Consider the following 22,214-nt stretch of genomic DNA (forward strand, 5'->3'; position numbering starts at 1 on the left):
AGGGCGAGGCGCGTCAGCTGGACTGTGGACCGAGGACATCCGGCGTGGCGGCTCCGGCCGGCGCCGGCTCCTTGAGCTCGACGAAAATCGAGTGGGTCGGCGTCTCCCCGATGTTGTGCCCGGCGTGCTCCTGGGCGCCGACCCAGCGCACGGCGCCCGCCGGCAGGTCCACCTCGACCTCGCGCCCGCCGTGGCTGATCCGCCGGCGGAAGGCAGTCAGCGTGAACATCACGCTGTCGGGATGCCGATGCGGGTGGGTCCGGTCGCCGGGGGCGTCCTGATACTCCAGGACCCTGACCCGCTCATTCTCGAAGACCACCTGGTAGAGCTCCGGGTCGGTGACGGCCGGATCGTCGCTGCTCATGGCACCCCTCCTCGCCTTCGTGGGACTACAGTACCACGAAGGCGCTCGAGATCCCACGGGCACGCCGCCACCGGCCCCGCTAGCCAGACCGCCACGCTGCTCGCGCTGGACTGGGACGCGGCGGGGGCGGCTCCGGCCGTACCGGAAATCGCCGGCCTCGCGGTGGATTGGTCCGGTGGCGATCCGCGGGCCTTCCGGGAGGCGATCCTTGCGTACGCCGAACGCAGCGCCCTCGCCGTCCCCGCCGAGCCGTGGATCTCCGGGCGGCTGGGTCGCCGCGCAGGGCGGCTGGCTCGATGTCACCGCGACGAAGCGCGCCGCCGAGCCCCTTGGCCGGGCGGAGGTCACCGCGACGCTGTCCCGCCTGCGTGATCTGGCGACGCGGCTGGACGCGTTGCTGGCGGCACTCCCGTAGCGGAGCCGGTCATCCGGCCGATCATCCGGACCGAGTTCTCCACCGTGTCGAAGCCGCGCGGGATCATCACCCGCTCGTAGGCCGCGACCGCGTCGCCCACCGCTCCCCCGGCCAGCAGTTCCCGGGCCAGGCTCGCCGCGTCGCGCAACGCCGCGTTGGCGCCCACCCCACCGGCCGGCGGCATGGTGTGCACCGCGTCGCCGAGCAGCGTCACCGGCCCGGACGCCCAGGGCTCCACCCGGTCACTCGCCCGGATCGTGATCGGGAAGAAGGAGCCGCTGTCGGCGTACGAAACGAGCTTGTGAATCTCCGGATGCCAATCGGCGGTCGCCTCGCCCACGGTCCGCCAGAGATCCGCGGGATCTCGCCGCTCGGGGTCGAACCGGCCGGCGGCCGCGACCAGAGCGATCATCAGGTAGCCGGGCCGCCGATCGCGGAACCGCACCGGCGCGAAGCCGGCGCCGAACCCGTTGTCGCCGGTGACCCAGCAGAATCCCCGCGCGAAATCGGCCGGGAGCGCCGGGCCGGACAGCGGCATCCGCCCGTAGACGCAGCGCAGTCCGAGGTCTCGTGGCGACGCCCCCGGCAGCAGCTGCCGCCGCACCGCCGAGCCGACCCCGTCCGCACCGACCAGCAGATCGCCCTCGTCGAACCCGATGCTGACCCGCCCGCTCGCGGTGATCTCGTAGCCGGTCACCGGGCGGCCGAACACCACCACGTCCTCCAGGCCGCTGAGCAGGCCCTGCCGGAAGACGTCCCGGTCCACGTTGGTGATCTCGCTGTCCGGGATGCCGGTGAACTCCTGCGCGTGCACCTGCCGCAGGCCGGAGGTGTAGAACGCGACGAGGTCGCCGTTGATCCCGCTGGTGTCCCGGACCCGGTCGAGGACCGCGGGCGGCAGGCACTCCCGCAGCCCGGCATTCCCATCCGGGTCGATGTGCAGGCGATAGCCCTGGTTGCGGCTCCGCGGGCCGGGCTCGCGCTCGTAGACGGCGACGTCGAAGCCGCCCTGTCGCAGTGCTTGGGCGAGCGCGAGACCACCGATCCCGGCGCCGCTGATGAGGATTCGCGTCATGCCCGGCACGGTATCAACCGCCCGCATGCCTTTGTCAATCAAATGATTACTTGACTGTGTCAGGCGGCGGTATGATCAGCCCGTGCCGTCATCACGTCCGCGCAGGTCACCCACACCGCAGGAGCGTCAGCGCGACCCGGAGCGCACCCGGCAGCGCATCCTGGACGCCGCGACCGTCGAGTTCGCCGAGCACGGCTTCGCCGGGGCGCGCACCCGGGCGATCGCCACCCGGGCGGGGGTGAACCAGCAGCTCGTGTCGTACTACTTCGGCGGCAAGGAGGGGCTGTATCGGGCGATGTCCGAGCGGTGGCAGCAGCGCCGGGCCGAGCTCGCCCCGGCCGGCGCCTCACTGCCCGAGCAGCTGCGGGCCTACGCGCTGGAGGCGCTGCGCAGCCCCGAGGGCGTGCGGATGTTCGCCTGGAGCGGCCTTCAGTATTCCGGCCCGGACGAGGACCCGGACCGCGAGTCCCGCACCCGGATGTTGCAGGGCGGCACCGCCGAGCTGCGCGCGCTCCAGGCCGAGGGCCGGCTGCCGGCCGAGGTCGATCCGGCCTGCCTCCAGGTGATCCTGATGGCCGCGTGCATGGCGACGACCACGCTGCCGCACGTGATCGAGGGGCTGTGCGGGGCGGATCCGCGCTCAGCGGAGTTCATCGAGCACTTCGCCGACCAGGTGGCGATCGTCGCGCGGCTCATCGGCTTGGACGGCGGCGCCGGCACCGCGCCGCGGTGACCGGGCGGTCCGGCCGGCAACCCGCCTCAAATCATCGCCAAGGGGACTGAACCGGGGCATGACGGGCCCATAATCAAAGCGCAGGACGAGATCCATTCGCATCGGCAGACGCCCGTTCACCGACCCCTCGGCCGGAAATCTCAGCATGATCCTCTCCTGACCGATCACGGGCATGGTGGCGTGGGTGTCGAGGTGAGGAGGACGATGATCAGCCGTTCGGCGATTGCTCGTCTGGCCCGCTCGGCCGGCTTCCTCATCGGGCTCCTGGTGCTGGTGACGAGCGTGGTCACCAGCGTGCTCGCGGCCCGCGACAAACAGGCCACGGCGCAGGACCACACCCTCGACCTGACCCTGGAGCAGCAGACCGCGGCGGTCCGCAACTACTTCGACCAGTCCCGGGCGATCGCCCAGGTGCTCGCGGACAGCCCGGTGTTCATCGACTTCTACAAGGCGCCGGGCACCAACAAGGAGAAGATCGCCGCCGGCGGGCCGCTGCTGGAACGGGTCAACGACGCGCTCGCCTACCTGGAGCAGCTGTATCCGGGGCGGGTCGGCGAGGCGTGCTTCGTCGACCAGGACGGCACGCAGATCGCCCGGGTCGTCGACGGCTACTCGTCCGCGGCCAAGGACCTGCGGCAGAACGAGGAGATGGCGTCGTACTTCGGGCCGACGATGGCGCTCGGCCCGGCCCGGGTCTACCAGACCAGGGCGTACCAGTCGCCGGACACCGGGCGCGCGGTGATCTCGAACTCGATCCTGCTGACCGCGTACGGGCACACCGGCATCGTGCACTTCGAGACCAGCCTGGACAGCTTCCGGATGCCGGCCACCACCGGCGACCGGGCCGCGTCGATCGTGGACGCCGAGTCCGGGCAGGTGTTCGTCGACTCCCGGGTCGAGACCACGATCACCGAGAACGTCGACCAGACGTTCGTGCCGCTCGTCCGCGCCGGCAAGCTCAAGGGCACGATGACCCTGGACGGGCGCCGGGTGGCGTTCCAGCGGATGCCGGCGACGCTGAACAACGCGAACGACTGGTACGTGGCGGTCTCCGCACCGTCGGCGGACGGCGGCTGGACCCAGGGTCTGAGCGTCTGGTCGCTGGCCCTGCTGCTCGGCGCGCTGCTGACGATCCTGGTGTCCGGGCTGAGCTGGCGCAGCCACGCGCTGTCGGTGCGCCGGGCGGCGTCCCACGACGCCCTGACGGGCCTGCCGAACCGGGAGAAGTTCAACGAGCGCACCCGGACCGCCCTGCGGGGCGGGCGGCCGGCCGCCGCGCTGATCATCAACTTGCAGGGCTTCCGGACCGTCAACGACGTGCTCGGGCACCGGCACGGCGACCTGCTGCTCATCCAGGTGGCGCAGCGGCTCACCGAGGCCGCGCCGTCCGGCGCCACGGTCGCCCGGATCGGTGCCGACGACTTCGCCGTGCTCCTGCCCGGCGACGACCTGGCGAGCGCCCGGGTCACCGCGGACCGGCTGCTGGCCGCGCTGCACCACACGTTCCTGATCGACGACTTCCACCTGGACGTGGAGGCGAACGCCGGGCTGGCCGCCGCCCCGGAGCACGGCACCGACGCCGAGACGCTGCTGCGGCACGCCGACGCCGCCCTGCACCTGGCCCGCGAGCAGGCGGCGACCGTGCAGGAGTACGACGCCGCGCACGACACCGGCGCCGACACCCGCCTGGAGCTGCTCGGCGACCTGCGCCGCGCGATCGGCGCCGACGACCAGCTGTCGCTGCACTACCAGCCGAAGGTGTGCCTGGCCAGCGGCCGGGTCACCGGCGTCGAGGCGCTGATCCGCTGGCAGCACCCGACGCTGGGCCGGATGGCGCCGGACCGGTTCATCCCGATGGCCGAGTCGACCAGCCTGATCCGCCCGCTCACCACGCACGTCCTGGACATCGCGGTCCGCCAGGCGAAACTCTGGGCCGACCGGGGCACCCCGCTGCCGATCGCGGTCAACCTGTCCACCCGCTGCCTGCTCGACCCGGGCTTCGCCGGTCAGGTGTTCGGCCTGCTGTACCGCACCGGGCTGCCCGCCGCCCTGCTCAAGCTGGAGATCACCGAGAGCGCGGCGATGGCCGATCCGGACCGGGCGCTGACCGTGCTGCGCGCCCTGCACGACGCGGGCATCAGCCTGTCCCTGGACGACTTCGGGACGGGGCACTCGTCGATGGCGTACCTCCAGCGCCTGCCGGTCGACGAGCTGAAGATCGACAAGTCGTTCGTGCAGGCCATGGCGAGCAGCCGGGCCGACGAGGTGCTGGTGCGGACGGCGATCACGCTCGGCCACAACCTGGGCCTCCAGGTGGTCGCGGAGGGCGTCGAGGACGAGACCGCGGTGGTCGCCCTGCAGGAGCTGGGCTGCGACATCGCGCAGGGCTACCACTACGCCCGGCCGATGCCGCCGGACGAGTTCGACCGCTGGCTGATCACTTACAGCGAGTCGCTCGCCGCTCTGCCCACCGCCTCCTGACCGCACCGCATCACCCGGATCATCGATCTACCCTATGTGTCATGACAACTTCTGCCGAGCGCACCATCGCCGCCCTGCGCGCCGAGCACGACAGTCTCGCCGCGACCGGCGCCACCCTCTCCGCGGACCGGCTCAAAGGCCCGTCCGGCGCCTCGGACTGGACCGTCGCCCAGGTGTTCTCGCACCTCGGCAGCGGCGCCGAGATCACGCTGGCCGGCCTGCGGGCCGCGACCGGCGTGGCGGACGCGCCGGGACCGGACTTCAACCAGCGGGTGTGGGACCGGTGGAACGCGATGAGCCCCGAGGCGCAGGCCGCCGGCGCCGTCGAGTCGGACGCCGCGCTGGTGGCCGCGTTCGAGAGCCTGACGCCGGAGCAGCACGAGACGCTCCGGATCAACCCGGGCTTCCTGCCCGCGCCGGCTCCGCTCGCGACCTTCGCCGGCCTCCGGCTGAGCGAGACGGTCCACCACGGCTGGGACATCCGGGTCGCCACCGATCCGGCCGCGCGCCTGTCGCCCGAGTCCGCGGAGCTGCTGGCCGAGCACCTCAACGGCGGGCTGAGCTTTTTCCTCGGCTTCATCGCCAAGCCCGAGGCGATCGGCGAGCCCGCGGTGGTCCAGCTCGACGGGACGCCGTACCGGATCGTGCTCGACGACAGCGCCCACTTCACCTCGGACGGTGCCACCGCCACCGCGGTGTTCACCGGGCCGCTCGAGTCCGCGCTGCGGCTGATCGTGGGGCGTCTCGCGCCCGAGCACACGCCGTCCGGGGTCGAGGTGGCCGGCAACGTGACCCTCGACGGGCTGCGCGCGGTGTTCCCCGGCTTCTGAGGGGCTGCGGCGGGCGTACCGTGAAATAGCTATTTCCTCCCGCCACCTCAACCGTAGCGCGGGAATGGGGGCTTGCGGCAAGGCCCCCACCGTGGCGGAGAATCGCCGGCGGAACGGCAATTACGGTGAAATGGCGATGGGGGCTTTTCGTGATTGACGTGATCATTGCCGGTGGCGGTCCGACCGGCATGATGCTCGCGAGTGAGCTGCGACTGCACGGCGTGCGGGTGGTCGTGGTGGAGAAGGAGAGCGAGCGGCCGCCGCACGTCCGCTCGCTCGGGCTGCACATTCGCAGCATCGAGATAATGGATCAGCGCGGCCTGCTGGAACGATTTCTGGAGGCCGGCACGCAATATCCGGCGGCCGGCGGGTTCGGCGGAGTGCACAAACCGGCGCCGGAACGGCTGGACACCGCGCACGCCTACACGCTCGGCATTCCGCAGCCGGTCACCGATCGGCTGCTGGCCGAGCACGCCACCGAGGCCGGTGCGGAGATCCGGACCGGCTGCGCGCTGACCGGGCTGACCCAGGACGACTACGGGGTGACCGCCGAGCTGTCCGACGGCACCCGGCTGCGCGGCAGTTTCCTGGTCGGCTGCGACGGCGGCCGCAGCACCGTGCGCAAGCTGCTCGGCGTCGACTTCCCCGGCGAGCCGTCGCGCAACGACGCGCTGCTCGGCGAGATGGAGCTGACCGCGCCGGCCGACGAGGTGGCCGCGGTGATGACCGAGGTGCGCAAGACGCAGTTGCGGTTCGGCGCCGGGCCGACCCAGGGCGGGCTGTACCGGGTGGTGGTCCCGGCCGCGGAGGCCGGGTCGGCGCGGCAGCCGACCATGGAGGAGTTCCGGGAGCAGCTGCGGGCGTACGCGGGGACGGATTTCGGGGCGCACTCGCCGCGCTGGCTGTCCCGGTTCGGTGACGCGACCCGGCTGGCCGCGGCGTTCCGGACCGGGCGGGTGCTGCTCGCCGGGGACGCGGCACACGTGCATCCGCCGCTGGGCGGGCAGGGCCTCAACCTGGGTGTGCAGGACGCCTTCAACCTCGGGTGGAAGCTGGCCGCCGAGGTCAACGGGTGGGCGCCGGCCGGTCTGCTGGACACCTACCATGCCGAGCGGCATCCGGTGGCCGCCGAGGTGCTGGAGAACACCCGGGTGCAGTCGGAGATGCTCAACAGCGCACCGGTGCGCGGGCTGATCGCCCGGCTGATGGACTTCGAGGACGTGCACCGCTACCTGGTCGGGCAGGTGACGGCGATCGACGTCCGGTACGACTTCGGCTCGGAGCAGGTCCTGGTCGGCCGCCGGTTGAAGGACGTGCGGCTCAAACACGGCCGCCTGTTCGAACTGATGCGAACCGGCCGGGGTCTGCTGCTCGACCAGTCCGGCCGGTTGTCGGTGGCCGGCTGGACCGACCGGGTCGATCACGTGGCCGACGTGAGCGAGGAACTGGACGCGGCCGCCGTCCTGCTCCGGCCCGACGGCCACGTCACCTGGCTCGGTGACGACCAGCAGGGCCTGGAGGCTCAGCTGTCCCGCTGGTTCGGCTCCCCCAGCCGCCCCGCATAGCGGCGCCCGCCCTCGTGCCGGCCCCAGCGGGCCAGGATCGCGGCTCGCCGGCCGGCCGGGGGACGGTGGAAATACAGCAGCTCGTGGGGTGTGTCGAGGCACTGCACCGGGCCGGACAGCCGGGCGCCCGTGGTGTCGTCGATGACCAGCAGGTCGGTGGTGGCGGCCAGCGCCGCGAGGCCGGGCAGGACGGCCCCGGCGTTCGCGTCGTCGGCCGTCAGCACCTGGCAGGCGACCGGGCGGGGCAACCGGCCGGCCAGGGCGCGGGCGGCGTGTTCGAACCGGCGCATCGCCTCCTCCCAGCCGATGTCTGGGCGCCCGATGACGGACTGGAGCGCCACCTCCGGGGCGTTGCGGTGCTTGTCGGCGAAGCGGCGCAGGTTGCGGCGCCATTCGGCGTACATCCGGGCGGTGATCCGCTGGGCATGCTGGTGGTGGACGAGCGCCCCGGGGTGGTAGGCGAACGCCAGTCCGCGTTGCCGGAGCCGGAATCCGAGCTCGGTGTCCTCCAGGCCCCAGCCGCGGAAGGACTCGTCGAAACCGCCGACGGCCAGCAGGTGCTCGCGGCGTACCGAGGCGTTGCAGCTGTAGAAGTGGTGCCAGCAGGTCGTCAGGTTGTTGAGGTTCGCCGAGAACTCGGCATACAGGGCTTCGCGGCTGTCCACCGCGACGACCCGGGGCGGGCCCTCGACCGGGCCGGGCGCCAGTTCGTCGCGGCGGCCGACGACGACCAGGTCGGGCCGGAGCCGGTGGAAGCGGACATGCTCGGCCAGCAGGCCGGGGGTGACCAGCTGGTCCGCGTCGAGCATCACGATCAGCTCCCCGGTCGCCCGGTGGATGCCGGCGTTGCGGGCCGCGCCCCGCCCGGACGCGGAGGTGCGGGGCAGGAACACCGAGTGCAGCTCGAACGGCCCGGAGAACCCCGCCAGCAGCTCGGCCGTACCGTCGTCGGAGCCGTCGTCGACGACGATCACCTCGTACGAAAGATCCGGGTCGTGTCCGGTCTTTCCCAGCGTGCGCAGGCAGCGCTCCAGGGCCGATCGCGAGTTGTAGGCGGGAATGACGACGCTGACGTTCACCCGAGGTCCTCGGCGCCGGGCGGCGTGTACGGCCGGGCGGCGACCGTCAGGATGTGGTCGATCGAGGTGCGCGGCAGGTCCAGCTGGTTGAGCCGGCGCTCCAGCTCGCGGGTCAGCTCCCGCGCGGTCCGCCGGGCGTGCGGGGTCTCGGCGTGGCCCCGCTGCTCGATGTGGACGGCCAGCGGCGCGCAGTGCTCCAGCACGTCCATCACCTCGTCGTGGTAGCCCTCCCGCAGGCCCTGGCGCAGCGCGTGCATGCCGTAACTGACATGCCGGGACTCGTCGCGGGCCATCGCGGTGAAGCCCGCTTGCAGACCCGGCAGCACCTGCCGGTGGCGCAGCCCCTTGATCAGGTTGCGCTGCCCGTTGAGGGCCAGCACCCCCTCGGTGATCAGGTGGAAATGGGTGACCGCGCGGATCCACCGGCCGTAGTCCGACGGTTTGTCGGCCAGCTCCCGGACCAGGTCGGCCTCGACGATGCTGAGCTCCCGGTGGGGGACGGTCATCTCGGCCCAGATCAGCGGCAGCATCGACCGCAGGTCGGGCTCCATCCCGAGCAGGTCCACGGCGATCTTGGCGAGCAGCACGGTGTGCCGCGACTCGTCGGCGACCTGGGTGCCGAGATAGATCAGGCCCTGCTCGTCCGGGCAGCCACCGAGGATCGGCCCGAGCAGGTCGAGGCCGGTGTACTCACCGACGACGAACGTGTTGACCAGCTCGCGGATCTTCGTGCGGAACAGCTCGGGCAGCGCGTCGAACTCCTCGCGGTCGGCCGCGAGCGGGACCGCCTCGGCCTCCCACTGCTGGGTCTCCCAGCGGCGGTAGAGGGCCATCGGGCCCAGTCGCTGCCCGAAGATCGACTCGGCGTGGGTGTCGACCTGCCCGATCGGGATGTCCGGCAACCGGGTCAGGTCGGCGGTGTCCATCAGCAGGGTGCTCCACCGTCTGCTCATCGGACGGTCTCCTCTCGTACGGCGAAACGCTGGGGCAGGGTGCCGAGGTCGACGAGCCGGCCGCCGGGTTCGAGCACGAACTCGCCGTCCGCGGCGGCGGCGAAGCCGGCTCGCAGGAACACGTCCTGCGCGGCGTGGTTGCGGTCGGTGCGCACGATGCGCCCGGTCACGCCTGCGTCGCCCGGGTGGTTGCCGAGGCAGGCGGCCAGGAATCCGGGGCCGACGTCGAGGCCGATCACCCGGCAGCTCACCGCCAGCGCCCGGACCGTCGAGCCGACGATGAGGCAGGCGCCGACCGTGCCGTACTCGGCGAAGCGGTCGGTCACCGCCATCAGGTACAGCTCGGCGCCGCCGGCGGTCAGCGCGGCGAGTTCCGCCTCGGTGGTGCGCCACGCGGTGGTGGTGAACTGGTTGGTCCGGTTGAGCAGCTCGGCCGCGCGCGGCAGGTCGGCCGGCTCGGCCCGCCACACCCGGGCCACCACGTCCAGCTCGCGCAGGAAGTCGGCGCCACCCTCCTCGATCAGCTCGGCGCGGCGCAGCATCGCCCGGGTCGTCTCGGTCCGCTGCCGGGCCTCGTCGGTGGCGGTCGCCGACTCCAGCCCCGGCTCGGTGAGCAGGAACTCGCGGAACTGCCAGACCGCCAGTTCCGGTACACGTACCCCGGGCAGGTGGCGGCGCACCTCGGCCCGCTCGACCGGGTTGTCGTCCAGGAACAGCGTCGCCTCCGGCGCGACGCCGAGCCGATCGCAGATGTCGGCGAGGTTCGCCGACTTCGCGTCCCAGTTGATCCGGTGCAGCACGAAGTCGTCGGGCCGCAGCAGCGGTCCGGCGGGTGCGGCGTCCCAGGCCCGCAGGGTGGCCGCCTCGGTGCCCTTGCTGCACGTGACGAGCAGTACGCCACGCTGGCGGAGCACCCGCAGCGCCTGGTGCAGTCCGAGGTGGATCCAGCGGCTGGTGGCGTCGCCGTCGACCCAGCCGAAGCCGTCGTCGGCGGCGATCCCGGGCCACAGCGTGTTGTCCAGGTCGACCACCACGCACTTGATCCGGTCCAGGCCGTGCTGGGCGAGGTAACCCGCGACGTACTCCTCCGCCAGCGCGTCGCCGAGGGCGGGCAGCTGGTGCGGCGACTCGATCGCCGGGTCGGGCCGGCCGCCGTGGTGGCCGAAGGGGAACAGCAGGTCGTCGAAGAGCAGCCCGGCGCCGTGCCGGGCCGCCAGCCGTTCCTCGTCGACGACCAGCAGCGAGGGGTATTGGCGGACCTGCTCGTCGATGTGCCGGTTGAGGTCCGCCACGATCTCCCGGTGGCTTGTCTCCTGGCGGAAGTCGTACCGGCCGAACGGGGAGACGGCCAGCGGCGCCACGTTGTGCACCATCCCGAGCCGGGCGCCGAGCGCCTCGGCGAACTCGGCGATCGCCGAGCTCAACGCGCGCTTCATCACGGTGAGGCGGCGGCGCCGCTCGCCCGGGCCGGCGAAGACGCCGTCGTCCCACAGACCGGTGAGGAACGGCTGCACGGTGGGCTGGAGGACGGCCACGTCGGGCTGGTGGCGGTCGACCAGCTCGCGGAGCCGGCCGCGGATGGCCGGCCACTCGTGCGTGGGCGTCACCGCCAGTCCGCGCCGCAGGCCGGCACGGACCAGCGCATCGGCCGCGAACTGCGCGACGCAGCCACCCACCAGCAGCGCTCTGACCGGCCGCAGCTCGGACTTGCCCGGCGCCAGGTCGGCGGCACTGATCGCGACGGGCTTCCAGTACGTGTCCAGGTCGCCGGTGGCCACCACGTCGGGCAGCGCGGCGTGTTGCCGGGTTTCGTGGTGAACGAGGAAGCCCCGCTGGAGGAGGAACTCGACGAAGGCCGCGGCGGCCGGCCGGTGCGCGGGGTCGGCCGACTCGGCGAGGTCGTCACGGGTGGCCCAGCCGGCCGCGGCCCGTTCGCACAGGCTCAGCCACTCGGCGGCGATGGTGATCCGTTGCAGCCGGGCCACGTCGATCAGCACGTGGTGCCCGGACACCGTGATCAGCCGGACCGCCTCGTCCAGCCGGAGCGCGCCGTTCATGACGCCGCCGACGCGAGCGGCACGTACGTCTCGTGGTTGGACTTGCCGCCCATGAAGTAGTTCACCGTCACCCGTTCCGTACACACGATGTCGACCTTGTCCTTGAGCAGCAGATAGTTGAGCAGCGCGTCGTCGCCCAGGCCGAGCTTCTGCTTCCAGCGGGAGAACTCCTCCGGGTACGGGATCCGGTCGAACAGCCGGCGCCGGACCATCAGCTCGTTGTTGTCCACCCGGCCGAGCAGGATGCCGTTCCAGGACATCCGGTCCCGCAGGATGTTGGAGCCTGGCGTCACCACCCCGGAGGCCACCAGCAAGGCGTACGACTTGGCGCTGCTCTCCGGGTCGTCGTTCCACGGGTCGAGGCCTTCGGGGATGAGATACGGCGACCCGTCGTCGTAGAGCAGCCGTCGCCAGCCGTGCGCCAGCTCGGCCGCCGGGTCGGCGCGCAGGCCGGCGACCAGCGAGCTCAGATGACCGGGGTCCCACGTGTTGTCGTCGTCGAGGTGGGCGATGAACTCCAGGTCGGTGGCGGCCGAGCCGAGATTGCGCAGCCGGGCGACCCGGGCCCACCGGTAGTCGTGCTGCACCCGCGGATGCGATCGCGGGGTGGTGTTGATGACCGTGACGTGCGGGAAGGCGTGGGTCAGCCGGGCGACGAAAGCGGGGTCGGCCAGCACGGGGCAGTCGTCGCCGACGATGACGTGCCGGATCCGGACGTCCTGTTGGGCGGCCGCCGACTCCACCGCCCGCCACAGCAGGTGCGGGCGGTTGCGGGTCGGCGTGACGACGGCGACTTCGGGGGTGCTCATGATCGCTCGCTCCGGTGTCCGGCGCCGGGCGCCTCGGCGAGCAACTCGTCGGCCAGCACGGCGGCGAGCCGGCGGCTCAGCGCCATCGTGGTCAGGGAGGGGTTGGCCGCGCCGATCCGCGGGAAGGTGGCCGGGCCGCCCGCGTACAGCCCGGCGATCCGGGCGAACTCGTGGTTCTCGGTGAGCACCCCGCCGAGCGGTAGCGTGCCGCCCTCGTGGTCCTCGGCGCCCAGCGCGCTGCACCACGGCTGCGGCACGCCGATCGGGTACTGCTCGCGGTATCTCGGCAGCACGGCGGTGTTGCCGAGGCGCGGCTCGTCGTAGCTGCCGAAGGCCGGCTCGCCGGCCAGCCCGAAGGCGCCGGCGACCGCGGCCCACACGTCGGCGAGCACCTCCTGCTGGGCGGCGACGACGGCCCGGCCCGCGGTGGACACGGTGGAGCGCACGGTGGTCGGCCACGGGTGGCCGGCCGACGGCAGGCACGCGACCTGGCTCTCCGGGTCGGGCGGCAACTCGCCGTTGATCTTGACGTCCAGCATCAGTTCGTCGCGGGACACCCGCCACAGCGACAGGAAGAGGATCGAGCGGGCCTCGGGCACCGGCAGGTAGTAGGAGCCGGGCCGGACCGGCAACGGCCGGGGGGTTCGCCGGGCGTCGATCCGGACGAAGAAGCCCTGCGCGAGGTGGTCGGCCAGGCCACCGAGCCGGGGTGGCGCCCCGGTCGCGGTGGTCAGCGCCTGGATGGCGAGCCGGCTGTTCTCCACCGTGCCGGCACAGAGCACGACCGTCTCGGCGGTCACCGTCGCCGGCCGGCCGGTCCGCCGGTCGTCCACCACGATGCCGGCCGCCCGGCCGTCGCGCAGCAGGACCCGCTGGACCGGGCTGTCCAGCAGGAAGCGCACGCCGGCCGGCGGCTCGCCGACGGCGCCGGTGGCCGGATCCCGCCAGTGGTCCAGCGGCGAGTACGCCGACCAGCGCCCCGGCCGGCCCGGGTGGGCGCGAGACGCCCGGGGCGTCGGCCGCAGGGTGAACCCGCCGACCCGCTGGGCCTGGCCGGTGCTCGCGATCGTCCCGTCCGCCCAGGTCAGCCCGAGGTCGCCGGCCACCCGCTCGTACAGCGACGGGCCACCGCGCCAGGACCGGGTCAGGTCGTCGGCGACCGCGGCGGGCCAGTGCTGCTCGTCCAGGGCCCAGGAGTCGATCGGCAGCGTGACGCCGTACCAGTAGAGCGACCGGCCGCCCAGCCGGGCGCGGATCCCGGCGTTGCCGGCGAAGTGCCGGTCGCTGTCCGAGCTCCACGGCCGCCGGTGGTACGGGTCCCGCTCGGGGTCGAGCCACATCTCGACGGCGGTGTCCGGGTCGTGGGCGACGTTGGTGTGCACCAGGTCGCCGACCGGGCCGCCCTCGACCACCAGGATGTCGTCGACGCCCGCCTCGGCCAGGTGCCGGGCGGTCTCCAGCCCGGCGAACCCGCCACCGACGATCACCACACGGGCGTGCTCCGGCGGCGGATGCCCTCCGGTCAGGGTACGAGTCGGTTCGGTCATGTCGGTCGGTCCCTCCGTTCTCAGTGGCCCATCCCGGCGCCCCCGTCCACCGGGATCACCGCCCCGGTCACGTATCCCGCGTCCGCTCCGGCGACGTACCGGACGGCCGCGGCCACCTCGGCCGGCGTCGCGGCGCGACCCGCCGGTATCTGGGCGAGCCAGGCGGTGCGGCGCCGTTCGCCGACCGCGGCGGCCATCTCGGTCTCGGTGTATCCCGGGGCGACCACGTTGGCGGTGATGCCGTGCGGCGCGAGTTCCCGGGTCAGCGAACGGGCCAGGCCGATCAGCGCGGATTTCGAGGCCGCGTAGTTGACCTGTCCGGCCTCGCCGGACAGCGCCACCGAGGACGACACGAACACCAGCCGCCCCCAGCCGGCGTCCACCATCGCCGGCGCGGCCCGCCGGGCCACCCGGTACGCGCCGGTCAGGTTGGTGTCGACCACCGTGGTGAAGTCGTCGTCGCTCATGCGTGCCAGCAGCCCGTCCCGGGTCATCCCGGCGTTCGCCACGACCACCTCGACCGGGCCGTGCCGCCGCTCCGCCGCGGTGAAGGCACGGTGCACGGAGGCGGTGTCGGTCACCTCGCACTCGACGCCGAACAGGTCGCCCGGCGGCGGCGCGGTGCGGTAGGTGGCGGTCACCCGGTCGCCGGCCGCGGCGAACGCGCGGGCGACGGCCAGCCCGATGCCGCGGCCGGCGCCGGTGACCAGGACGGATCGGCTCATGCCAGGCTCGCGACGGTCTCGGGCCGGCGGTCTTCACTCCGCGCCGGGCGCGGGGTGAAGAACGTGCGGGTGAGCAGCAGGATCGGCACCGCCATCATGAAGGCGATCAGCGCGACCGAGACCCCCAGCCGGCCCGGTGCCACCAGCAGGCCGGCCAGCGTCGCGCCGAGCAGCACGAACAGGTCGTTGGTCGGCAGCAGCATCGAGTAGTAGTGGGTCAGCTCGCGCTCGGTGAACCGGGCCTGCACCTCGGCCATGTAGACCGCCGTCGCGACCGATTCCAGAATGCCGCCCACCACGAGAATGCCGATGGCCACGGCGGGCTGGTGGGCGAGCAGCAGAAACAGCCAGCACACCGCCTCGAGAACATTTCCGAGAATGTACATGAGACCCGGGTTGAATCGCACCAGCCGGCCCGCCAGGAGCCCACCGGCCGCCCCACCGAGGCCCAGTGCGGCGATGAGGTATCCGAACATTCCGTCGATCTCCGGGAATCGGATGTGCGCGAATGCCGGAACGAATACCGAATTGAGGCCGACGACGAACACGTAGGTGAAGGCGGTGAGCGTCAGGCCGAGAACCATGCCGTCCCCGCGCACCATCGCGAACAGGTCCCGGGGATTGGTCACGAACAGCCTGCGCAGCAGGGCCGGCGGTGATCCGCCGAGCTTCGCCCGGGGTTCCGCGTCCGGCTCCGGCACGTCCTTCGACGCGGGGAACGGCCCGAGCAGCAGGGCCGCCGCGATCAACGCCATCACCCCCTCGACGAAGAAGAGGGTGGCGATGTCGGTGAGCACCAGGATCGGGCCGGCCACCAGCGGGCCGAGCAGCGAGGCGACCCGCTGGGCCGTGACGATCAGCCCGTTCGCGGCCAGCTCGCGGCCCTCGGGCGTCACCCGCGTCCGCAGCGCCAGCCGGGCCGGCGCCAGGAACATCGAGGTCAGACCGATCAGGAAGGACAGCACCTGGATCTGCCAGAGCGCGCCGGCGAACGGAATGGCGATCGCGATCAGGGCGCTGGCCACCGAGGCGAGCACGGCGACGACCCGGGCGTCCCGGCGCCTGACGACCTCGGCCACCACGGTGCCGAGCAGGATGTTCGGGATCAGCCGGACCGCGAGGGTGAGACCGAACTCGAGACCCATCCCGAACCGGTCCAGCAGGAAGATCGGCAGTGCCACGCCGGTCACCGCGCCACCGAGCTGACTGATCGTGAGGCTGCCGAAAAGGCGGGCCAGCCCGGGCGCCCGCCAGATCGGCGCCGGCGCCGGGCGCGGCGTCGCCGCGCTCTGCGGGAGTGGCATTTCTGGTCCCTCCGGTCTGCGGTAAATGCGTCGTCGAGGCCAGACGATACCGACGGGGAACACGGCGGGACACGATTCTTCGCGGTCTTAGGGGTGGAGACCCGGCGGAGCCGTTCTCCGGCCGCGACATTAGGGGTTATTAAGGGTGTTCAAAACGCCTGTCAGATCGATAGCGTTCCATGCAAACCGGCTGAATGGTCACTTCCTGCGAGCGACGGGGGTATTTCCTTGAACGTCAGCCACATTGGTGCGTCACACTACCGTCACCCGTCCCCTCGCGAATCCGGTGACCGGTACGACGTGGCGCGGCAGTGCCAGGACATCATCGATCTGATGCTGCGGCGGCAGGACGAGCTCGTCGGCGCGCTGACCGGCATCGCCACCCACGACAGCGCCACGGACGAACTGCACCGGTCCATCCGGGCGCTCGCCGGGGTGCGCTGGGAGTTCGCCGGCAACCGCCCGGACCCCCTGGACCTGCTCGGCGTGTTCCTGCCGTCGAACAACGTCCTCTACTCGTACACGCTGCTGTGTGTCATCCCGTCGCTGTACACCCGGCACGTCGCGATCCGGCCGTCCAGCCGGGTGTCCGGCGTGATCGAGACCGTGCACGAGATCCTCTCGCCCGCGGTGCGCGGACACGACACGTCCCGGGTGGCGCTCACCCGGGAGTCGCAGCGGGACTTCGTCCGGTCCTGCGCCGAGGGCGACGGTGTCGTCTTCACCGGCCGGTACGAGAACGGACTCGACATCGCCGGCCGGGTCTCCGCCCGGACGAAGCTGCTGCTGTTCGGGTCGGGTCCCAACCCGTTCGTGGTGGGCCCGGAGGCGGCCGTCACGACCGTCGTCGACGACCTGCTGCGCAGCCGGCTCTACAACTCCGGTCAGGACTGCCTGTGCCCGGACGCCGTGTTCGTGCACCGCGACCGGGTGTCCGAGGTGGTGACCCAGCTGACCGAGCGGCTGGCCGAGGTGCCGATGTCCGACCGGCGCGACCCGGCGGCCCGGGTGGTCCCGCTGGTGTACGACGACGCGGCCCAGGGCACGGCGGAGTACCTCGACCTGCACCGTGACCAGGTCCGGTTCGGCGGCACGGTGGATCTCGCGACGAACACCGTCACCCCGACGGTCCTGCTCACCGAACTGCACCCGCAGCTGCGGCCACCGGAGTTCTTCTCCCCGGTCTTCCAGATCTGCGTGTACGACGACGTGGCCCAGATCCACGAGTGGGCGAACACCCCGGCCGAACTGGCCCGGGGCATGTACCTCTCGGTCTACGGCGAGCCCGCGCTGCGCTCGGCGACCGTCGGCACCAGCATCGTGACCCGCGACTGCACCACCTTCGACATCGAGGACGGCAACCGCCCGTTCGGCGGTTTCGGGGTGCAGGCCAGCAGCGTGCACGAGCGGGGCCGGCTGATTCCCCGCCCGCTGCTGGTCTCGGCGGAGTTCGGCGCCGCCCGGCGCGGCCGGGTTCTCGCGGCGGCCGGTGCCGCGCTGGCCGGTGAGCCGGCATGACCGCGCCGCTTCGCACGTCGCTGGTGACGGTGGGCTCGCCCGGCTCGGCACCGCCCCGGCTCCCCTCGTTCGCCCCCGGCGCCGTCGTCCGCCGGCACACCGACGTGCCGGCCCCGGAGGTGCTGCGGCGGGCGCTGCGGTCCACGCTGGACCTGCTCACCGGCGCCGACCGGCGCCAGGCGCCGGTCTTCGTGGCCGCCGCGCCCTACGCGGCCTGCACGGCGACGTATTTCGCCGAGCGGCACGAGGATCCGTCCCGGCGGCTCCGGCCGTCGCACTCGATCCAGATGGAGTGCTCGCGGCTGGCCCAGGGCCTGGACCAGGATCTCGACGAGGCCGACCGCTGGACCGGGGAGCTGTTCTTCCTCTGCACGCCGGAGCACGACGTACGCCAGTCGATCCGGAGCGCACGAGCCGCCGTGGCCGGCGGTGTCCCGGCGGCGCTGGTCGCGGAGATCGCCGTCGCCGCGGGGACCGAGGACGGCAAGCCGGCCCTGTCCGCCGCCGCCCTGCTGCTGGTCGCCGAGTCCGGGGACCTCTCCACCGGGGATCCGGCATGAGCGCCCCGGCACTGGACCCGGCGGCGCCGGCGGCTGTCGACCGGGCGGTCACCGGCTGCTGGCCGGTGGCGGCCCAGGTGCTTCGCGAGGCCGGCTGTGAGCTGGTGTTCGGCTTGCCGGCGGACGAGCCGGGTCTGCTCGACGCGGCGGCACACACCGACGGCCTCACCCCGATCCCGGTACGCGACCAGCGGGCCGGCGCCTGCGCCGCGGTCGCCGCCGCGATGCTGACCCGCCGCCCGGTCGTGCTGGCGCTCACCACCGGTCCGGCGTTCACGAACGCGCTGACCGGGCTGCTCGAGGGCAACTCGCTCGGCGCTCCGGTGATCGTGGTGACCACCCGGATCGCGGCGGCCGAGATCGGCCGGGGCGGTTTCCAGGAAACCGATCAACGGTCGCTGGCCCAGTCGGTGGTGAAGGACCATCTCGTGGTCGCCACCGCGGAGAGCCTGCCGTGGGCGCTGCGCCGAGCCGCGCATCTCGCCCTGAACGGCCGGCCGGCGCCGGTCCTGGTGGAGATCACCACCGAGGTCGGCACGGCCACCGATCTGATCGTGCACCCCGGCGCCGGTGATCCGGTCCAGGTGGCCCGGTCGGCGCCCGACCCGGCCGACGTCTCCGTCGCGGCCGCCGTGCTGGCCCGGGCCAGCCGTCCGCTCCTGCTGGCCGGCGGTGGCGTCCGCGCGGCGGGCGCCACCGCAGCGGTGCGCGCCCTGGCCGCCGAGTGGGGCGCCGCCACCGCCACCACCGCCTCCGGCCGGGGCACCTTCGACGAGCGGCACCCGCACTACCTGGGCCTGGTCGGCCTGTACGCCACCCCACCGCTCACCGAGCGCATCGCCGAGGCCGACGTGGTGCTGGCGATCGGCACCGCGCTGGAGGAGACCGTCCGGATGGGCTGGGATCTCGACCGGGTCCGGCTGGTGCACGCCGACGGCGATCCGGCCGCCTTCCACCGGTCGGTGCCGGCCGAGGTCACCCTGCTCGGCGACGCGGGACTGACCGCCGCGGCGCTGCGGGCCGCGCTGGCCGGCGACGCGGGCGCCGCACGGCGTACCGGATGGCTCGGCTCGGTGGTGCGCGCCCGGCAGGCGATGGACGCCCGGGCCGCGGCGGTGACCTTCGCCGAGTCACCCACCCGGACGGTGCTGCGCGCCCTGGTGGAGCGGTTCCCGGACGCGGTGCTGGTGCAGGAGAACGGCCTGCACGACATCTGGGGCTACCACCTCTCGGCACTGACGCTGCCCGCCGACTTCCCGCTGGTCGGCCCCGGCGAGCAGACCATGATGGGCTTCGGGCTGCCGGCGGCGGTCGGCGCCTCGGTGGCCCGGCCGGGCCGGCCGGTGGTGGTGGTCTGCGGGGACGGCGCGTTCGCGATGAGCTCGAACACCCTGCCGACCGCGGCCGAGCTGGGCTGCCCGCTGGTCATGGTGGTGTTCGACAACGGCGGTTTCGGCTGGCCCCGCTTCCTGCGGCAGCAGGAGGGCGAGCCGACCACGACGGCGGACTTCGGCACCCGGCTGCCGATGGCCGAGCTGGTCGAAGCGCTCGGCGGGGTGGTCGCGACCGTGACCGACGCCGAGTCGGCCGGGTCCGCCCTGCGGGACGCCCGGGCCGCCGTGGACGACGGCCGGCTCGCGCTCGTCGTGGTGCCGGTCGACGACGACGACGTGCCGGTGGGCATCCGCCGGATCTGTGGCGTGGAGGGTCCGGCGCCATGGTGACCGGGAACCTGTTCCTCGACGGCGTGCCGGTCGAGGCGGCGACGCTGCGGCGCACGCTCGACGAGGTCGTGCGGCACTGCGGGCGGCTGGGCGCCGGTCCCGGCCGGGCGATCATGACGGCCTGCCGGACCGGGCTGGGCGCGCTGGCGGCGGTGGTGGCGGCACGCCGGCTGGGCGCCGCGGTCGCGTTCTCACCGCCGGCGCTGCAACTTGAGCTGTGCGCCCGGCTGGCGACGTACAGCGCCGCCGAGATCGTCGAGGGCCGGGACGGCATGCCCGAGGTGCTGCCGGTGGCCGGCCCCGGGCGGGCCACCCTGCCGGCCGAGGCCGCCGCCGTCTTCCCGACCTCGGGGAGCACCGGCCGGCCGCGGCTGGTGTTGTTGTCCCACGCGGCGCTCGAGTACCAGACGCGCGAGACCGCGGCCCGGCTGGGGATCGGCGACGCCGACACCATGCTGGTGCCCCTCCCGCTGGCCCACGCATACGGTCTGACGATCGCGCTGATGTGGCTGTCGGGCGGCGGCGACCTGCTGGTGGAGACGTCGTTCACGGTGGGCGGGCTCACCCGGCGGCTGCTGACCCGGGACGTCACCACGCTGGACGGGGTGCCGTCGATGTATTCGCTGCTGCTCGGCGCGGCGAGCCGGGAGCCGGCCGTCGCCGAGCGGCTGCGCCGGGTGCGGGTCCGCGGCATCGGCGGGGACGTCCTGCATCCGGCGCTGGCGGCCCGCTTCGCCGCGCTCGGGGCGGACCTGCACGACGGCTACGGGCTGACCGAGGCCGGGCCGAACGTCGCGGTCAGCGCGCCGGGGCTGACCCGTCCCGGCACGGTCGGCCTACCGCTGCACGGCACCGAGGTGCGCCGTGCGGCGAGTGGTGAACTGGTGATCCGTACCCCCAGCCGGATGCTCGGCTACCTCGGCGACCCGGAGGCCACCGCGGCGGCCCTGACCGCGACCGGGTGGTTGCGCTCCGGCGACATCGGCGAGGTCGATCCCGACGGGCACGTCCGCGTGCTGGGGCGCCTCAAGGAGGCGCTCATCGTGGACGGCGAAACCCACGCGCCCACCTCGATCGAGGACGTGCTGCGGACGATGTCCGGGGTGGTGGAGGCGTGCGTGCTCGGCGTCCGCTCGGCCGAGGACACCTCCGGTCGCGGCGATCGCGTCGTCGCGTTCGTCGAGATGGCCGAGCCGGTCGCGGTCGCCGACCTGCGCACCCTCTGCCGCCGCCACCTGCCTCCCCGGTTACGGCCCCGGGACATCCACATCGACGTGCCGCTCCCCCGCACCGGCACCGGGAAGGTGGACCGCGCGGCGCTGCGCCGCTGGGTGGCCCAGGAAGCGGCCGCCCGGAAGGAGATGACTCACCATGGCTGACCCCGAACTCGTCGTCACCGGCCTCGGCCTGGTCACCACGTTCGGCTGCGGCGTGCAACCGTTCTGGACCCGGCTGGTCGAGGGTGCCTCCGGGCTCACCGCGGCCGCGGTCGCCCCGGCGCCCGGCCCGAGCGACCGGCCGGACGACCCCGGCCGCCAGCCGTGGCTGGTGCGCCGTGCCCTGGACGAGGCGCTCGCCGACGCGGGGCTTCCGGCACCGCCGGCCCGGGCGGTGGTCGTCCTGGTCGGCCAGACCCCGGCCCTGGACCGGACGACGGGCCGCCGGCTGTCGATGCTGGGCGCCGATCCGCTGGCCACCGCGGTCCGCGGCGACGCCGAGCCGGTCTTCCTGTCGCACGCCTGCGCCTCGGTGCTGTTCGGCATCGCCCTGGGCGGCCACTGGCTGCGGGCCGGTCTCGCGGACACCGCGATCGTGCTGGGCGGCTGGACCGCCGGCGAGTACGGCGTCGCCTCGATGGAGGTGGTCAAGGCGCTCAGCCCGGAGGTGGCCCGGCCGTTCGACGCCGAGCGCACCGGCACCACGCTCGGCGAGGGTGGCGGCGCGCTGGTGCTGGAACGCGCGACCGACGCGAACCGGCGCGGCGCGACACCGCGGGCGGTGGTCGCCGGGGTGACGTGCCGCGTCGCCGGCACCGAGGCGGCCGCGTCCGACCCGGGCGCCACCTCCGCCGTCCTGACCGAGGCCCTGCGCCGGACCGGCGTACGGTGTCCGGATCACGTGCACGCCCACGCGGCCGGCACCCGCCAGGGTGACGAGGCCGAACTCGCCGGGCTGGACCGGCTGGCGCGCGACCAGGCCTGGCCGGCGACCACGGTCAGCAGCCACAAGGGAGCCGTCGGCCACCTGATGCACAGCGCCGGCTTCCCGGCGTCGGTGGCCGCCGTTCGCACCCTGGAAACCCGCACGGCACCGCCCACCGCCGGACTGCGCGCCCCGGTCGAGCGGGGCGGCCTGACCGTGCCGACCACCGCGCAGCGCCTGTCCCGGGTGGACAGCGTGCTGGTGAACAGCTTCGGGTTCGGCGGGAACACCGCCGCCATGGTGCTGCGCAAGCCATGACGATCGAGCCGAGGA

Annotated in this window: 18 protein-coding genes; 9 read left to right on the forward strand and 9 right to left on the reverse strand. The window is 73.2% G+C overall.

Features of this window, described 5'->3' with window-relative positions:
* Positions 1–13: 13 nt before the first annotated feature.
* Both Aiant_RS01630 and Aiant_RS01635 read right to left on the reverse strand, forming a co-directional pair.
* A complete protein-coding gene (locus tag Aiant_RS01630) occupies positions 14–364 on the reverse strand; it encodes a cupin domain-containing protein (protein WP_189335633.1) in 351 nt (116 codons plus the stop codon).
* A gap of 344 nt (positions 365–708) precedes the next feature.
* On the reverse strand, positions 709–1,854 hold the full coding sequence (locus Aiant_RS01635; protein ID WP_189335701.1) for an FAD-dependent oxidoreductase: 1,146 nt from the start codon (positions 1,852–1,854) through the stop codon (positions 709–711).
* 82 nt (positions 1,855–1,936) lie between these two features.
* Between Aiant_RS01635 and Aiant_RS01640 the strand changes: the two genes are divergently transcribed.
* The 4 genes from Aiant_RS01640 to rox all read left to right on the forward strand — a co-directional run bounded on the left by Aiant_RS01640 (position 1,937) and on the right by rox (position 7,463).
* Entirely contained in the window at positions 1,937–2,587 is a 651-nt protein-coding gene (locus tag Aiant_RS01640; RefSeq protein ID WP_189335632.1) for a TetR/AcrR family transcriptional regulator, read from the forward strand.
* Between the two features lie 204 nt (positions 2,588–2,791).
* A complete protein-coding gene (locus tag Aiant_RS01645) occupies positions 2,792–5,068 on the forward strand; it encodes a putative bifunctional diguanylate cyclase/phosphodiesterase (protein ID WP_189335631.1) in 2,277 nt (758 codons plus the stop codon).
* Positions 5,069–5,109: 41 nt separating this feature from the next.
* On the forward strand, positions 5,110–5,898 hold the full coding sequence (locus Aiant_RS01650; RefSeq protein ID WP_189335630.1) for a maleylpyruvate isomerase family mycothiol-dependent enzyme: 789 nt from the start codon (positions 5,110–5,112) through the stop codon (positions 5,896–5,898).
* A gap of 149 nt (positions 5,899–6,047) precedes the next feature.
* Complete coding sequence (gene rox / locus Aiant_RS01655) at positions 6,048–7,463, forward strand: rifampin monooxygenase (RefSeq protein ID WP_189335629.1); 1,416 nt, start codon at positions 6,048–6,050, stop codon at positions 7,461–7,463.
* On the opposite strand, the gene Aiant_RS01660 is transcribed toward rox, so the two are convergent.
* From Aiant_RS01660 to Aiant_RS01690, 7 genes are read right to left on the reverse strand one after another with little or no spacing between them, the layout of a single operon-like run.
* A complete protein-coding gene (locus Aiant_RS01660) occupies positions 7,421–8,542 on the reverse strand; it encodes a glycosyltransferase family 2 protein (RefSeq protein ID WP_189335628.1) in 1,122 nt (373 codons plus the stop codon). The genes rox and Aiant_RS01660 overlap by 43 nt on opposite strands.
* Positions 8,539–9,495 (reverse strand): ribonucleotide-diphosphate reductase subunit beta, encoded by a 957-nt coding sequence (locus Aiant_RS01665; protein ID WP_189335627.1) that lies wholly within the window; start codon positions 9,493–9,495, stop codon positions 8,539–8,541. The genes Aiant_RS01660 and Aiant_RS01665 overlap by 4 nt, the downstream gene beginning before the upstream one ends.
* On the reverse strand, positions 9,492–11,552 hold the full coding sequence (locus Aiant_RS01670) for an HAD-IIIC family phosphatase (RefSeq protein ID WP_189335626.1): 2,061 nt from the start codon (positions 11,550–11,552) through the stop codon (positions 9,492–9,494). The genes Aiant_RS01665 and Aiant_RS01670 overlap by 4 nt, the downstream gene beginning before the upstream one ends.
* The gene (locus Aiant_RS01675; RefSeq protein ID WP_189335625.1) at positions 11,549–12,361 is read right to left on the reverse strand and encodes a glycosyltransferase family A protein; all 813 of its coding nucleotides are present in this window, start codon (positions 12,359–12,361) and stop codon (positions 11,549–11,551) included. Before Aiant_RS01675 ends, Aiant_RS01670 begins: the two co-directional genes overlap by 4 nt.
* On the reverse strand, positions 12,358–13,908 hold the full coding sequence (locus Aiant_RS01680; RefSeq protein ID WP_189335624.1) for a GMC family oxidoreductase: 1,551 nt from the start codon (positions 13,906–13,908) through the stop codon (positions 12,358–12,360). Before Aiant_RS01680 ends, Aiant_RS01675 begins: the two co-directional genes overlap by 4 nt.
* A 20-nt stretch (positions 13,909–13,928) precedes the next feature.
* Positions 13,929–14,633: an SDR family oxidoreductase gene (locus tag Aiant_RS01685; protein ID WP_189335623.1), complete on the reverse strand. Its 705-nt coding sequence runs from the start codon at positions 14,631–14,633 to the stop codon at positions 13,929–13,931.
* Positions 14,630–15,937 carry an MFS transporter gene (locus Aiant_RS01690; RefSeq protein ID WP_189335622.1) on the reverse strand — a complete coding sequence of 436 codons (1,308 nt, stop codon included), beginning with the start codon at positions 15,935–15,937 and terminating at the stop codon, positions 14,630–14,632. The genes Aiant_RS01685 and Aiant_RS01690 overlap by 4 nt, the downstream gene beginning before the upstream one ends.
* A 333-nt stretch (positions 15,938–16,270) precedes the next feature.
* Here Aiant_RS01690 and Aiant_RS01695 point away from each other — a divergent pair, with 333 nt between their 5' ends.
* The 5 genes from Aiant_RS01695 to Aiant_RS01715 are packed head-to-tail and all read left to right on the forward strand — an operon-like array spanning position 16,271 to position 22,199.
* Positions 16,271–17,455, forward strand: a complete 1,185-nt coding sequence (locus Aiant_RS01695; protein WP_189335621.1) for an aldehyde dehydrogenase family protein — start codon at positions 16,271–16,273, stop codon at positions 17,453–17,455.
* Positions 17,452–18,015 carry a hypothetical protein gene (locus Aiant_RS01700; RefSeq protein ID WP_189335620.1) on the forward strand — a complete coding sequence of 188 codons (564 nt, stop codon included), beginning with the start codon at positions 17,452–17,454 and terminating at the stop codon, positions 18,013–18,015. The genes Aiant_RS01695 and Aiant_RS01700 overlap by 4 nt, the downstream gene beginning before the upstream one ends.
* A complete protein-coding gene (locus tag Aiant_RS01705) occupies positions 18,012–19,739 on the forward strand; it encodes a thiamine pyrophosphate-binding protein (RefSeq protein ID WP_189335619.1) in 1,728 nt (575 codons plus the stop codon). Before Aiant_RS01700 ends, Aiant_RS01705 begins: the two co-directional genes overlap by 4 nt.
* A complete protein-coding gene (locus Aiant_RS01710; protein WP_189335618.1) occupies positions 19,733–21,118 on the forward strand; it encodes a class I adenylate-forming enzyme family protein in 1,386 nt (461 codons plus the stop codon). The genes Aiant_RS01705 and Aiant_RS01710 overlap by 7 nt, the downstream gene beginning before the upstream one ends.
* A complete protein-coding gene (locus Aiant_RS01715) occupies positions 21,111–22,199 on the forward strand; it encodes a beta-ketoacyl synthase N-terminal-like domain-containing protein (RefSeq protein ID WP_189335617.1) in 1,089 nt (362 codons plus the stop codon). The genes Aiant_RS01710 and Aiant_RS01715 overlap by 8 nt, the downstream gene beginning before the upstream one ends.
* Positions 22,200–22,214 lie beyond the last annotated feature (15 nt).

The sequence above is a fragment of the Actinoplanes ianthinogenes genome (assembly GCF_018324205.1).
GTDB lineage: Bacteria > Actinomycetota > Actinomycetes > Mycobacteriales > Micromonosporaceae > Actinoplanes > Actinoplanes ianthinogenes.